Source organism: Enterobacter sp. UPMP2060, assembly GCF_053709655.1.
On the sequence record NZ_JBSKJQ010000001.1, the window covers coordinates 590,092 to 604,544 of the forward strand.

Here is a 14,453-nt window from a genome sequence, read left to right on the forward strand (position 1 = left end):
TCAAAACTTGATGCATATCAATTTTGGTATGACCAATGCGCCTGACGTGGTATTCTCAATGCACCTGAATGGTTTCAGTGCTGTAACCTGTTGTTAATTAAGGGTTATTTTTATAACTTTTAATTAACAATTGGTTAATAATTTGAGGGGGTCACGTTGACTACGCCATTGAAAAAGATAGTGATTGTAGGCGGTGGTGCTGGCGGGCTGGAGCTGGCTACACAGCTGGGCAAGAAGCTGGGTCGCGGTAAAAAAGCCAAAATTACGCTGGTGGATCGTAACCACAGCCACCTGTGGAAACCGCTGCTGCACGAAGTGGCGACCGGTTCTCTGGATGAGGGCGTGGACGCGCTCAGCTATCTGGCGCACGCGCGCAACCATCATTTCCAGTTCCAGCTGGGCTCGGTGGTGGACATCAACCGTGAAAGCAAAACCATCACCCTGGCAGAGCTGCGCGATGAAAAAGGGGAGCTACTGGTTCCCGAGCGTAAACTGGCGTACGACACGCTGGTCATGGCGCTGGGCAGTACCTCCAACGACTTCAACACGCCGGGCGTGAAAGAGCACTGTATCTTCCTCGATAACCCGCACCAGGCGCGTCGTTTCCATCAGGAAATGCTGAACCTGTTCCTGAAGTACACCAGCAATATGGGTGCGAACGGTAAGGTGAATATCGCCATTGTCGGCGGCGGCGCGACGGGCGTTGAGCTGTCAGCGGAGCTGCACAATGCGGTGAAGCAGCTGCACAGCTACGGTTACAAAGGGTTAACTAACGAAGCGCTGAACGTCACGCTGGTTGAAGCCGGTGAACGTATCCTGCCTGCGCTGCCTCCGCGTATTTCCGGTGCGGCGCACAATGAGCTCACCAAGCTGGGCGTGCGGGTGCTGACGCAGACCATGGTGACCAGCGCCGATGAAGGCGGCCTGCACACCAAAGACGGCGAGTATATCAAAGCGGATCTGATGGTCTGGGCGGCTGGTATCAAAGCGCCTGACTTTATGAAAGAGATCGGCGGTCTGGAAACCAACCGCATTAACCAGCTGGTTACGGAGCCAACGCTACAAACCACGCGCGATCCTGAAATCTTTGCCATCGGTGACTGTGCCTCCTGCGCGCGTCCTGAAGGTGGATTCGTGCCGCCGCGCGCGCAGGCCGCTCACCAGATGGCAAGCCTGGTGCTGCACAACATTCTGGCGCAGTACAAAGGCAAGCCAATGAAAGCCTATGTCTACAAAGACCACGGTTCACTGGTGTCGCTGTCAAACTTCTCTACTGTCGGCAGCCTGATGGGCAACCTGATGCGCGGCTCAATGATGGTAGAAGGGCGCATTGCCCGCTTCGTGTATATCTCCCTGTACCGCATGCACCAGATTGCGCTGCACGGCTACTTCAAAACCGGGCTGATGATGCTGGTGGGCAGAATCAACCGCGTGATCCGTCCGCGTCTGAAGCTGCACTAATCTTTCACTCCCTCCGGGCCCTCCGGAGGGAGTTTTTAGCATTTCATGCTGTAGATCACAGTTTGACTGCTTAAGAGTTCTCCTAAATACAATATATCTCCTCTCAACGCCCCTTTTTTGATCCTTTATCTTATTGGCGAAGCCGTGCCTCCATTGCAAAATTGTTACCAATAGCAACAAAGGAGGAAGTCCCGTGAATAAATCAATGTTGGCGGGTATAGGGATTGGCGTCGCGGCTGCGTTAGGTGTGGCTGCCGTTGCCAGTCTCAACGTATTAGATCGCGGCCCGCAGTATGCACAGGTGGTTTCTGCTACACCGATTAAAGAAACCGTAAAAACGCCTCGTCAGGAGTGCCGTAACGTCTCCGTGACGCACCGTCGTCCGGTGCAGGATGAAAACCGCATTGCCGGTTCTGTTCTGGGGGCAGTAGCGGGTGGCGTTATTGGTCACCAGTTTGGCGGCGGCCGGGGTAAAGACGTGGCGACCGTGGTCGGCGCGCTGGGTGGCGGCTATGCCGGTAACCAGGTGCAGGGCGCGATGCAGGATAATGATACCTACACCACGACTCAGCAACGCTGCAAAACCGTCTATGACAAGTCGGAAAAAATGCTGGGCTATGACGTGACGTACAAAATTGGCGATCAGCAGGGCAAAATCCGCATGGATAAAGACCCGGGCACGCAAATTCCACTGGATGGAAACGGCCAGCTGGTTCTGAATAACAAAGTGTAAAAAAGATGTTCTCTGAATTTAGCTCCTCATGCGCTCAGGCTGAGGAGCTTTTTTTTTGCTTCAGATTTTCAGTAGCTCAGGCCACAGCCGCAGCGTGGTTTCGCTAATATGCTGCAGTTTTTCCAGCGTGGCCCCTTCACGGGCGCTGATCGACATCCCCTGCAAAATACAGCTCAGGTATTGCGCCAGCAGCTGAGGGTTGCATTGCGCGGGGATTTCACCGCGCTGCTGGCGCTGAGCCAGAAATGCGCTGAGGGTCTCCTCCTGCATGGCATGCCGTGATTTCACCGTATTGGCAATCTCTTTAGAGGACGCCGCCAGGGTGGCAGAGGTGTTAATCATAAAGCAGCCCGCAGGCGTCTCTTTACTGGTGAAACAGGTCGCGACGGCGGTGAAATAGTCCCGAAGCGCCTGTTCAACGCTTTTCTCTTCGCAGAACAGCTGGGCTTCGTGTTTCGCCGCAAAGCGCGAAATGTATCTGTCCAGCACCGCCCTGAACAGCCCCTCTTTATTGGTAAATTCGGCATACAGCGTCGGCGCTTTGGCTCCGGTGGCTTCTACCAGATCGGAAAGCGAGGTTGCTTCATACCCATGTTGCCAGAAGAGAGTCATGGCCTTATCAAGCGCTGCATCCCTGTCAAACACTTTTGGTCGGCCACGGCTTTTCTTCGCACAACTCGTGACATCGGTTGTCATTTGCCGTTGGTCCTCTGTTGGTTTGGTGAATGACCATTATAAAAATAAACGCAACCCGCCACCAGTGCTGAATGCTTAAAAATAAATTAATCATATATGTATGAAAAATAACAATTTTAAAATTAAGTTAGCGATCGTTATAAAATTATGTTGACGCGTGACCTGGATCACACTTATGATTTACCTATCGATCGTTAACTAAATGATTAACGACCTCCAAATTCATCTGCTAAAGGTAAACATCATGAAAAACGTAAAAACCCTCATCGCTGCCGCTGTCCTGAGTTCACTCTCTTTCGCAAGCTTTGCTGCTGTACAGGTGCAATCCACCCCTGCCGACCAGCATAAAGTCGGGACAATCTCTGCGTCTGCAGGTTCTAACCTGGGTTCCCTGGAAGATCAGCTGGCGCAAAAAGCGCAAGAGATGGGTGCAAAATCTTACCGCATCACCTCAGTGACCGGTCCTAACACCCTGCACGGCACGGCGGTCATCTACAAATAAGCCGGGCATAAACCCTCATTTATGCCGCTGCAATAAAAAACGCCCTGCTGAGCAGGGCGTTTTTTTATTTCTGATTTACATCGACTGCGGGACGACATCGTGATGCCGGGTGACATCGGTCGGCATGCCTGACCGGGCTTCCATCGCACGCTCCATCACCACGCTGTTGGTATTCGCATTCGTTTTGAAGCTTACCATCGCGGCATTCAGATTAATGGGCAGCGTCTGCGGATCGTCACCAATGTTTTTCGATAACGGCTGATGTATCTCAACCAGCCGCACGCCGCCGGGCTCCTCTGAAACTTTAATCGGCGTATTGATAATATTCACTTTGGTTCCCGGCGTAACGACGTTAAACAGCGTTTTGATATCGTCATCGCGCAGACGAATACAGCCGGAGCTGACGCGCATGCCGATGCCAAAGTCCGCATTCGTTCCGTGCAGCAGGTAGACGCCGCCGTATGCCGCGAGGCGTATCGCGTGGTGCCCCATCGGGTTATCCGGGCCTGCCGGAACCACAGCAGGAAGATCGATCCCCTGGGCCTTATAGCGGGCACGAATGTTGGCCGTCGGGGTCCAGGTTGGATTCGCGCGTTTATCCGAGACGGTGGTGACCATCGTCGGCGTCAGCGTGTCGCCGCCCAGCTGACCAATACCGATAGGGTAGACCGTCACTTCGTTTTTACCCGGCGGGTAATAGTACAGGCGCAGCTCGGCGAGGTTTATCACCATCCCCTCGCGCGGGGCGTCTGGCAGGATGGTCTGTAACGGGATGGTCAGTACGCTGCCCGCGCGCGGGACATACGGGTCGACGCCGGGGTTCGCCTGCAGCAGGGCCAGAAAACCGACGTTATATTTTTTGGCAATCGCTTCCAGCGAACCGCCATTATTTTCAACCACATGAAAGCGGTTTTCACCCACGACCTTGCTGCCGGGAGGGGGAAGGGGCCAGGTGTTTGCCCGGGCGGGAAGCGCCACCGCGACGGTGGCTGCCAGCGCAAACAGAGTCATCCAGCGAGTAAAACGCGAAGAGGTCATCATCACCATAATCCATGTAAATGATAAGGTTATTATTTTATAAGGCGTTAAACATAATTATGGCGAATGGGTATGTCGGGAAGATCGGGTGAAGTGCAAAGAGTTTGTAAATTGTCCCCCCGTAGCGCTGGGCTAACAGGGGGAAGGGAGGTTATGCGATCGCGTTCTCTTCCAGCTGGCGCATAAAGTTACGCACCCAGTCCATACGGGTTTTGCGCTCCGTCAGCTCCTGGGTAAATTTCAAACGGGTTGGACCATCCAGACGGAAATGCTGCGGCTGTTTTTGCAGCAGGCCGATCAGCCACATCGGGTTGACGTGATTCTTCTCGGCGAATTCAATCACGCCGCCTTTTTCATTGCCTTCAAGCTTGCGGATCCCCAACTTTTGCGCCTGCTGGCGCAGCCTCGCGATATCCAGCAAATTTCTCGCCGGATCGGGCAGCAGACCAAAGCGGTCAATCAGCTCCACCTTGATCTCTTCCAGCTCGTTCTCCTTCTTCGCGCTGGCGATGCGCTTGTAGAACGACAGTCGGGTATTCACGTCCGGAATAAAATCGTCCGGCAGCAGGGAAGGCATACGCAGCTCGACCTCGGTCTGCTGGCTGGTAAGATCTTCCAGCGACGGCTCGCGTCCGGCCTTCAGGGCATCAACCGCGTTCTCCAGCAGCTCCATATAGAGCGAGAAGCCGATGGTCTCCATGGAGCCGCTCTGGTCTTCACCCAGCAGCTCGCCGGCACCGCGGATCTCGAGATCGTGCGTCGCCAGCGCAAAGCCAGCGCCCAGGTCTTCCAGCGAGGCGATGGCTTCCAGACGCTTTTGCGCGTCGGTGGTCATCGCTTTCGGATGCGGCGTCAGTAGCCAGGCGTAGGCCTGATGGTGCGAACGCCCGACGCGGCCGCGCAGCTGGTGAAGCTGCGCCAGACCAAAGTGATCCGCACGCTCAATGATGATGGTGTTTGCCGTCGGAATGTCGATCCCGGTCTCAATGATGGTGGTACACACCAGCACGTTAAAGCGCTGGTGATGGAAGTCGTTCATTACCCGCTCCAGCTCGCGCTCGCGCATCTGCCCGTGACCGATAGCGATGCGCGCTTCCGGCACCAGCTCCGCCAGCCTGTCCGCCGCTTTCTGGATGTTTTCCACGTCATTGTAGAGGTAGTAGACCTGACCTCCGCGCAGCACTTCACGCAGAATGGCCTCACGCACCACCAGATTATCGTACTCGCGGACAAAGGTTTTCACCGCCAGACGGCGCGCAGGCGGCGTGGCGATAATTGACAGATCGCGCATGCCGCTCATCGCCATGTTGAGGGTTCGCGGGATCGGCGTCGCGGTCAGGGTTAGGATATCGACGTCGGCGCGCATCGCTTTGATTCGCTCTTTATGACGCACCCCGAAGCGGTGCTCTTCGTCGACGATCAGCAGCCCCAGATCTTTCCACTTCACGTCGCTTTGCAGCAGCTTGTGGGTGCCGATCAGAATATCGATTTTGCCTTCGCTGGCCTGTTCGAGGATCTGCGTCTGCTCTTTAGTGCTGCGAAAACGCGAGAGCATCTCGATACGTACCGGCCAGTTGGCGAAACGGTCGCGGAAGTTATCGAAGTGCTGCTGAGCGAGCAGGGTGGTCGGCACCAGCACCGCCACCTGCTTGTTGTTTTCCACCGCAAGGAAGGCGGCGCGCATCGCCACTTCGGTTTTGCCGAAGCCGACGTCGCCGCAGACTAAGCGGTCCATGGCCAGCGGCTGGCACATGTCGCTCAGCACGGCGTTGATGGCTTGGGCCTGATCCGGCGTGGTTTCAAACGGGAAGCTGTCGCAGAACAGCTGGTACTGTTCTTTATCGTGCTTAAAGGCGAAGCCCTGTTTGGCCGCGCGCTGGGCGTAGATATCCAGCAGCTCGGCTGCCACGTCGCGCACTTTTTCCGCCGCCTTCTGGCGCGCGCGCGCCCAGGCGTCGCCGCCCAGCTTGTGCAGCGGCGCATTCTCTTCGGCGCCGCCCGCGTAGCGGCTGATCAGATGCAGAGAGGAGACCGGGACATACAGTTTGGCGTCGTTGGCGTAGGTGAGCATCAGATATTCACCTTTGATGCCGCCCGCTTCCAGCGTGGTCATCCCCTGATAGCGCCCAACGCCGTGTTCCAGGTGAACAATCGGTTGGCCCGGATGCAGCTCGGCCAGGTTACGGATCAGAGTGTCCGGGTTGATGGTCCGACGGCTGTCCTGACGGCGGCGCGCGACGCGCTCGCCCAGCAGGTCGCTTTCGCAAATCAGCGCCAGGTTGTTGAGCGTGTCGATGAACCCGTGCTCGGCGGCGCCAATCATCAGGTAACGACCGTTTCCGGTCGCTTCGCTCAGACGCAGGATGCGCTTCGGCGCCACCTTAATGCGTCCCAGCAGCTCACCTAACGCTTCGCGGCGGCCTTCACTCTCAACGGAGAACACCACCGGGCCGGTGAAGGACTCCAGGAACTTGCGCAGATTATCCAGCGGGGATTTCTGCTGCGCCTGAACGGCCAGGTCCGGCAGCGTCCGGAAGGCGAGGTTGGTATTGGCGGCCTTTTCGGCAAGCGAATCGGTTTTCAGCTGCATGCGCGGCCAGCGCTTCAGCTCGGCGTTGAGCTCGTCGGTGCGCAGCCACAGCGCTTCCGGCGGCAGCAGCGGACGCATCGGATCAACGCCACGGTTTTCAAAGCGGGCGCGGGTTTCGCTTTCAAAGCGGCTGGCGCTGGCGTCGATATCCCCGGTGTTGACAATCAGCGTGTTCGCCGGGAAGTAGCTGAACAGGGCAGGCAGCGGCTCGTTGAAGAACAGCGGCTGCCAGTATTCGATCCCGGCTGGAAGCGTGCCTTTACTGACCTGCTGATAAATATGTTCCGCGTCGCGCTTCACCTCGAACTTATCGCGCCACTGGCTGCGGAACAGCTCGATAGCGGTTTTGTCCGTGGGGAACTCATGCGCGGGCAGTAAATTGATCGACTCGACTTCCTCCAGCGTGCGCTGCGTGTCGGCGTCGAATACGCGCAGGCTGTCGATTTCATCATCAAAGAAATCCAGACGATACGGCTGGTCGCTGCCCATCGGGTAAAGGTCAAGCAGCGCGCCGCGGGTCGCGTATTCCCCGTGCTCCATCACCTGGTCGACGTGGCGATAGCCGGCACCGTCAAGCTGCGCGCGCAGGGCATCACGGGACAGACGCTGGCCCTTTTTCATCACCAGCGCGTGACCGTGCAGATAGCTGTGCGGACAGACGCGCTGCATCAGGGTGTTCACCGGCACAATCAGCACGCCGCGCTGCATGGTCGGCAGCTGATAGAGCGTCGACAGGCGCGAGGAGATAATCTCCTGATGCGGAGAGAAGCTGTCATACGGCAGCGTCTCCCAGTCGGCCAGGCTGAATACCAGGCTATCGGTGAACTGGCGAATTTCGTCGTGCAGGCGCAGGGCGTTTTGCATATCCGGGGCAACCAGAATCACCGGGCCTGGGTGACGCTCGGCGATTTCCGCCACCAGCGTGGCGCACGCCGCGCCCGTGAGTTCACCCAGCTGGCGCTGGTCGCCCGCTTTGACAGGCAAGGAATAACGATAGTGTTCAGGCATGGCTATGTCAGAGTCTCTTATGGATATACCAACAGTATTGGGGCATATCACTGATACGCAATGTCTTTATTATCCTCGATCGTTTTACATAAGCAAATCGTAACCGCACGGCAGGGCTAAACGCCCCCGAAACGGGGGCGGAGAGGGCATTAACGCGTTGAAGGTGACAGGGTTAGCGTAGACGGAGGAGAGAAGAACACGTCCCCAAACAGCGCGGTGGAGATTTTACGCACTCCGAGCCCGGCAAGGGTACAGATAAGCAGGCTGGCAAACGGGTAGACCAGCACCAGGGTGAGCTCTGCCCAGACCGGCCACGAGGCGGCATTCATTTCGCCAATCAGGAACAGGCTAAAGGCCTCAATCAGGATGCGGTGGGTGGTATAAATCGCAATGGTATTGGAGCCAATCACGTTCAGCAGATTGTTCGGGTTAACGGCGTAGCGCTGCTCAAGGCTGTAGAACAGCTTCATGATCAACACAATCGACAGCAATGAGAGGAGCAGCGGAACGTTAGCAAACCACAGCACCACGGAGACGGCGGCGAAAGCGCCGGTTGCCAGCCAGATACGGCGCAGGTTGACGCTTTTCATCCACGCCATCAGCGCTGCGCCATACCACGCCCCGAGGCTGTAGTAGATCATGTTGCGGACCACGCTGTTCATCCCCCACCACGGCAGCGGCATGAAGTTAATCGCGATGCTCGCCAGCGCCAGCAGTCCCAGAACCGGCAGCTTCCAGCGGCTCAGCAGTTTACACAGCGTGAAGTAGACCACCAGGGCATACAGATACCACAGGCTGGTGCTGGCGGTGAGCATACCCCGTACAAATCCTGAGAGCGAGTCGGCGTAGGCCGCGTTCGACGCGGTGGCAAGCTCACGATCGGGCGCCAGCCAGGCGTTCAGGTGGGTCAACGCCTGCCATTGCAGAACGCCCCACAGCGCCAGGACCCAGACAATGCTCCAGATCCGTTTATCGAGACTGGTTCGCCAGTCCACTTCGTCAATATAACGACGGATCAGATAGCCGGAGATAAAGAAGAAGACCGGCATACGAAACGGTGCGAGATAGAGGTTAAAATAGACCCAGCATTTGGCGAGAAGGCCGGAGAGCGGGTGTTGTAGCCCGATCAGATGCGGATAAAACGTGATAACCGAATGATAGATAACCACCAGGCAGATACACAGCCCTTTTATCTGGTTAATCCATAATGCTTTTTGCTTCATTATTCGCCACTACCTTATTGCCATAAACGAACGAGCAATTGTTGTAAAACGAAGCCGGGATGTAATGGGTAACAGTCTGTATCCGGTGGTTTTTCGGAAAAGGTGGAGGTTGCGAGGTGAGTATTCAGACAATAGCACCCTGATTTATCTGAATTTTTCGGAAGAATGATTACCAAAGCTTACTGTTTCAGTCATTTACGCTTAACGGATTCGCTTATATACTCGTGGGTCTGCTATCAGCAAACAGACGGATTTCATGTATCAACCTGTCGCACTCTTCATAGGCTTACGTTACATGCGTGGGCGCGCCGCGGACCGCTTCGGTCGCTTTGTCTCCTGGCTTTCGACTATTGGCATTACGCTTGGCGTGATGGCACTGGTGACGGTGCTTTCCGTCATGAATGGCTTCGAACGCGAGCTGCAAAACAACATCCTGGGGCTGATGCCGCAGGCCGTTCTCTCATCATCCAACGGTTCGGTTAACCCGCAACAGCTGCCGGAAAGCGCGGCGAAGTTACAGGGCGTCACGCGCGTCGCGCCGTTGACGACCGGCGACGTGGTGCTGCAAAGCGCCCGCAGCGTGGCGGTCGGCGTGATGCTGGGTATCGACCCGGCGCAAAACGATCCGCTGACGCCGTATCTGGTTAACGTGAAGCAGACCGATCTGGAAGCCGGAAAATACAACGTGATTCTGGGTGAACAGCTTGCCGGACAGCTTGGCGTCAACCGCGGTGACCAGCTGCGCGTGATGGTACCTTCTGCCAGCCAGTTTACGCCGATGGGGCGCCTGCCAAGCCAGCGCCTGTTCAACGTGATTGGTACCTTTGCCGCCAACAGCGAAGTCGATGGTTACCAGATGCTGGTAAATATCCAGGACGCTTCACGCCTGATGCGCTACCCGGCAGGGAACATCACCGGCTGGCGCCTGTGGCTCGATGCGCCGCTGAAGGTCGATACCCTCAGCCAGCAAAAACTGCCGGACGGCACCAAATGGCAGGACTGGCGCGAGCGTAAAGGCGAACTGTTCCAGGCCGTGCGGATGGAAAAAAATATGATGGGGCTGCTGCTGAGCCTGATCGTGGCCGTGGCCGCATTTAACATCATTACCTCGCTGGGCCTGATGGTGATGGAGAAGCAGGGCGAAGTCGCCATTCTGCAAACCCAGGGGCTCACGCCGCGCCAGATTATGGCGGTGTTTATGGTGCAGGGAGCCAGCGCAGGCATCATCGGCGCGCTGCTCGGCGCCGTGCTGGGGGCCTTGCTTGCCAGCCAGCTTAATAACTTAATGCCGATCATCGGCGCTCTTCTCGACGGCGCGGCGCTGCCGGTGGCTATCGAGCCGCTGCAGGTGGTCGGTATTGCGCTGGCCGCGATGGCCATTGCGCTGCTTTCTACGCTTTATCCTTCCTGGCGCGCTGCCGCCACTCAACCCGCTGAGGCTTTACGTTATGAATAAGATCCTGTTGCAATGCGACAACCTGTCCAAACGCTATCAGGAAGGCACTGTGCAAACCGACGTGCTGCACAATGTGAGCTTCAGCGTGGGCGAAGGCGAGATGATGGCGATTGTCGGCAGCTCCGGCTCGGGTAAAAGCACGCTGCTGCATCTGCTGGGCGGGCTGGATACGCCAACTAACGGCGACGTGATTTTCTCCGGCCAGCCGATGAGCAAAATGTCCTCTGCGGCGAAGGCAGAGCTGCGTAACCGCGAGCTGGGCTTTATCTACCAGTTCCACCACCTGCTGCCGGATTTCACGGCGCTGGAAAACGTGGCGATGCCGCTGCTGATTGGCAAAAAGAAACCGGCAGAAATTAACGCCCGCGCCAGCGACATGCTGAAAGCGGTAGGGCTGGGCCATCGCGGTAACCATCGTCCCTCTGAGCTTTCCGGCGGCGAGCGCCAGCGCGTGGCGATTGCCCGTGCGCTGGTCAACAACCCGCGTCTGGTGCTGGCGGATGAGCCTACCGGTAACCTGGATGCCCGCAATGCGGACAGTATTTTCCAGCTTCTGGGCGAGCTGAACGCCTCGCAGGGCACCGCGTTTCTGGTCGTAACCCACGATCTGCAGCTGGCAAAACGCATGGGGCGTCAGCTTGAGATGCGCGACGGCCATCTGAACGCGGAACTGACCCTGATGGGAGCAGAGTAATGGCGTCACCGTTATCGTTACTCATCGGTTTACGTTTTAGCCGCGGCCGTCGTCGCGGCGGCATGGTGTCGCTGATCTCCGTCATCTCGACCATCGGTATTGCGCTCGGTGTGGCGGTGCTGATTGTCGGCTTGAGCGCCATGAACGGTTTTGAGCGCGAGCTGAATAACCGCATTCTGGCGGTAGTGCCGCACGGGGAGATCGAGCCGGTTAACCAGCCGTGGACGAACTGGAGCGATGCGCTCGCCAAAGTCGAAAAGGTGCCGGGCATTGCCGCGGCCGCGCCCTACATTAACTTTACCGGGCTGGTGGAGAGCGGGGTAAACCTGCGCGCCATTCAGGTAAAGGGGGTTAACCCCGCCCAGGAAGCGCGTCTCAGCGCGCTGCCAAACTATGTGCAGAACGGCGCATGGGCCAACTTTAAGGCCGGCGAGCAGCAGATCATCATGGGTAAAGGCGTGGCCGATGCCCTGAAGGTGAAGCAGGGCGACTGGGTGTCGATCATGATCCCGAACGCCAGCGCCGACCACAAGCTGCAGCAGCCTAAGCGCGTGCGCCTGCACGTCACCGGTATTCTTCAGCTGAGCGGTCAGCTTGACCATAGCTTTGCGATGGTGCCGATGGAGGATGCGCGCCAGTATCTCGACATGGCTGACAGCGTGACGGGCATTGCCATTAAGGTGAACGACGTCTTTAACGCCAACAAACTGGTCCGCGACGCGGGCAGCGTGACCAATAACTATGTCTACATCAAGAGCTGGATCGGCACTTACGGCTATATGTACCGTGATATCCAGATGATCCGCGCCATTATGTATCTGGCGATGGTGCTGGTGATTGGTGTGGCGTGCTTTAATATCGTCTCGACGCTGGTGATGGCGGTCAAGGACAAGAGCGGCGACATCGCCGTGCTGCGTACGCTGGGGGCGAAAGACGGTCTTATTCGCGCCATCTTCGTCTGGTACGGTTTGCTGGCGGGGCTGTTCGGTAGCCTTTGCGGCGTGGTGATTGGCGTGGTGGTTTCCCTGCAGCTGACGCCGATCATCAACGGGATCGAAAAGCTTATTGGTCACCAGTTCCTGTCGGGTGATATCTACTTTATTGACTTCCTGCCGTCTGAACTGCACTGGCTGGACGTTTTTTATGTGCTGGTTACAGCACTTTTACTGAGTCTGCTGGCAAGCTGGTATCCGGCGCGTCGCGCAAGCCGAATTGATCCGGCGAGGGTATTAAGTGGCCAGTAATTACGTCATGATCTAGCGGCTTTCGGGCCGCCAGGTTAAAAGAGGAATGCGTTATGTATTACGGATTTGATATTGGCGGCACCAAGATTGCGCTAGGCGTGTTTGATAAAGATCTCAAACTACAGTGGGAAACCCGCGTTCCCACGCCGCGCGAAAGCTACGACGAATTTTTAACCGCGATTGCCGCGCTGGTGGCGCAGGCCGATGAACGCTTTGGCGTGAAAGGCAGCGTCGGCATTGGCATTCCGGGTATGCCCGAAACCGACGACGGCACGCTGTATGCCGCCAACGTGCCTGCCGCCAGCGGTAAACCGCTCCGCGCCGATCTCTCTGCCCTCCTTGAACGCGACGTGCGTTTAGACAATGATGCTAACTGCTTTGCGCTCTCCGAAGCCTGGGACGATGAGTTCCGTCAGTATCCGCTGGTGATGGGTCTGATCCTCGGCACCGGCGTCGGCGGGGGAATTGTGATCAACGGGAAGCCAATCACCGGGCGCAGCTACATCACCGGCGAGTTTGGTCATATCCGTCTCCCGGTGGATGCCCTGGAGGTAGTGGGGCGCGATTTCCCGCTGACCCGCTGCGGCTGCGGCCAGCACGGCTGTATTGAGAACTACCTCTCCGGTCGCGGGTTTGCATGGCTTTACGAACACTTCTATCATCAGAAACTTGAGGCCCCTCAAATCATTACCCTGTGGGAGCAAGGGGATGCGCAGGCGCGTGAGCACGTCGAGCGTTATCTGGATCTGCTGGCGGTGTGTCTGGGAAATATTCTCACCATCGTCGACCCAGATCTGCTGGTGATCGGGGGAGGGCTTTCAAACTTTACCGCGATTACGGAACGGTTGTCCGGGCGTTTGCCCCGACATTTATTGCCGGTTGCCCGCGTGCCGCGTATTGAACGCGCGCGACACGGGGACGCAGGAGGCATGCGCGGAGCCGCATTCCTTCATCTCACCGATTAGTTTACGAGGTTTCTATGCTGTCGCGTCGACAGGGTCGACTCAGCCGTTTTCGCAAAAACAAACGCCGCTTGCGTGAGCGCTTGCGCCAGCGGATTTTTTTCAGAGACAGAATAATGCCAGAAGCGATGGATAAACCCAGAGTGGTGGTGCTGACCGGGGCGGGGATCTCCGCCGAGTCAGGAATTCGAACCTTCCGCGCGGCGGACGGGCTGTGGGAAGAGCACCGCGTGGAGGATGTAGCCACGCCGGAAGGCTTTGCGCGCGATCCGGATCTCGTCCAGGCGTTTTACAACGCCCGCCGTCGTCAGCTTCAACAGCCTGACGTCGCGCCGAATGCGGCGCATCTGGCGCTGGCGAAGCTCGAAGAGGCGCTCGGCGATCGTTTTCTGCTGGTGACGCAGAATATCGATAACCTGCACGAGCGGGCCGGTAACAAGAACATCATCCACATGCACGGCGAGCTGCTCAAGGTTCGCTGCGCCTGGAGCGGTCAGGTGCTGGACTGGCAAGAGGACGTGCTGCCAGAGGATAAGTGCCACTGCTGCCAATTCCCGTCGCGCCTGCGTCCGCACGTGGTCTGGTTCGGCGAAATGCCGCTGGGAATGGATGATATCTACAGCGCGCTGGCGATGGCCGACGTGTTTATCGCCATCGGCACATCCGGTCATGTTTATCCGGCGGCGGGGTTTGTCCACGAAGCGCGCCTGCACGGTGCGCATACGGTAGAACTCAATCTTGAGCCAAGCCAGGTGGGCAGCGAGTTTGAAGAGAAACACTACGGTCTGGCAAGCACGGTCGTCCCGGAGTTTGTCGACAAGCTGCTGAAAGGGCTGTAACGGCAAT

Annotated in this window: 12 protein-coding genes; 8 read left to right on the top strand and 4 right to left on the bottom strand. The window is 57.2% G+C overall.

The genetic code is table 11. The features are described 5' to 3' along the window. Positions 1-156 precede the first annotated feature (156 nt). Both ACWKXN_RS02905 and ACWKXN_RS02910 read left to right on the top strand, forming a co-directional pair. Positions 157-1,461: an NAD(P)/FAD-dependent oxidoreductase gene (locus ACWKXN_RS02905; protein ID WP_023335290.1), complete on the top strand. Its 1,305-nt coding sequence runs from the start codon at positions 157-159 to the stop codon at positions 1,459-1,461. 193 nt (positions 1,462-1,654) lie between these two features. Then, the gene (locus tag ACWKXN_RS02910; protein WP_008500779.1) at positions 1,655-2,194 is read left to right on the top strand and encodes a glycine zipper 2TM domain-containing protein; all 540 of its coding nucleotides are present in this window, start codon (positions 1,655-1,657) and stop codon (positions 2,192-2,194) included. Between the two features lie 60 nt (positions 2,195-2,254). Here ACWKXN_RS02910 and ACWKXN_RS02915 read toward each other — a convergent pair whose 3' ends face one another. Next, a complete protein-coding gene (locus ACWKXN_RS02915; RefSeq protein WP_029739866.1) occupies positions 2,255-2,890 on the bottom strand; it encodes a TetR/AcrR family transcriptional regulator in 636 nt (211 codons plus the stop codon). Positions 2,891-3,134: 244 nt separating this feature from the next. Here ACWKXN_RS02915 and bhsA point away from each other — a divergent pair, with 244 nt between their 5' ends. Continuing rightward, complete coding sequence (bhsA, locus tag ACWKXN_RS02920; RefSeq protein WP_454543285.1) at positions 3,135-3,392, top strand: multiple stress resistance protein BhsA; 258 nt, start codon at positions 3,135-3,137, stop codon at positions 3,390-3,392. Positions 3,393-3,467: 75 nt separating this feature from the next. On the opposite strand, the gene ldtC is transcribed toward bhsA, so the two are convergent. The 3 genes from ldtC to ACWKXN_RS02935 all read right to left on the bottom strand — a co-directional run bounded on the left by ldtC (position 3,468) and on the right by ACWKXN_RS02935 (position 9,251). After that, entirely contained in the window at positions 3,468-4,433 is a 966-nt protein-coding gene (gene ldtC, locus ACWKXN_RS02925; RefSeq protein WP_029739865.1) for a L,D-transpeptidase LdtC, read from the bottom strand. A 148-nt stretch (positions 4,434-4,581) separates the two neighbouring features. Beyond that, positions 4,582-8,028 carry a transcription-repair coupling factor gene (gene mfd, locus ACWKXN_RS02930; RefSeq protein ID WP_047061581.1) on the bottom strand — a complete coding sequence of 1,149 codons (3,447 nt, stop codon included), beginning with the start codon at positions 8,026-8,028 and terminating at the stop codon, positions 4,582-4,584. A 149-nt stretch (positions 8,029-8,177) separates the two neighbouring features. Then, a complete protein-coding gene (locus ACWKXN_RS02935) occupies positions 8,178-9,251 on the bottom strand; it encodes an acyltransferase family protein (RefSeq protein WP_211437856.1) in 1,074 nt (357 codons plus the stop codon). 256 nt (positions 9,252-9,507) lie between these two features. Here ACWKXN_RS02935 and lolC point away from each other — a divergent pair, with 256 nt between their 5' ends. Genes lolC through cobB form a run of 5 tightly spaced genes read left to right on the top strand, consistent with a single transcriptional unit; the run spans position 9,508 to position 14,446 of the window. After that, positions 9,508-10,707: a lipoprotein-releasing ABC transporter permease subunit LolC gene (gene lolC / locus ACWKXN_RS02940; protein ID WP_032668182.1), complete on the top strand. Its 1,200-nt coding sequence runs from the start codon at positions 9,508-9,510 to the stop codon at positions 10,705-10,707. After that, on the top strand, positions 10,700-11,401 hold the full coding sequence (gene lolD, locus ACWKXN_RS02945) for a lipoprotein-releasing ABC transporter ATP-binding protein LolD (protein WP_008500772.1): 702 nt from the start codon (positions 10,700-10,702) through the stop codon (positions 11,399-11,401). The genes lolC and lolD overlap by 8 nt, the downstream gene beginning before the upstream one ends. Then, a complete protein-coding gene (lolE, locus tag ACWKXN_RS02950; RefSeq protein ID WP_032657985.1) occupies positions 11,401-12,645 on the top strand; it encodes a lipoprotein-releasing ABC transporter permease subunit LolE in 1,245 nt (414 codons plus the stop codon). The genes lolD and lolE overlap by 1 nt, the downstream gene beginning before the upstream one ends. A 53-nt stretch (positions 12,646-12,698) precedes the next feature. Further along, complete coding sequence (gene nagK / locus ACWKXN_RS02955; RefSeq protein WP_048979230.1) at positions 12,699-13,610, top strand: N-acetylglucosamine kinase; 912 nt, start codon at positions 12,699-12,701, stop codon at positions 13,608-13,610. 14 nt (positions 13,611-13,624) lie between these two features. Continuing rightward, positions 13,625-14,446, top strand: a complete 822-nt coding sequence (cobB, locus tag ACWKXN_RS02960) for a Sir2 family NAD+-dependent deacetylase (protein WP_045888802.1) — start codon at positions 13,625-13,627, stop codon at positions 14,444-14,446. The last annotated feature ends 7 nt before the right edge of the window (positions 14,447-14,453 follow it).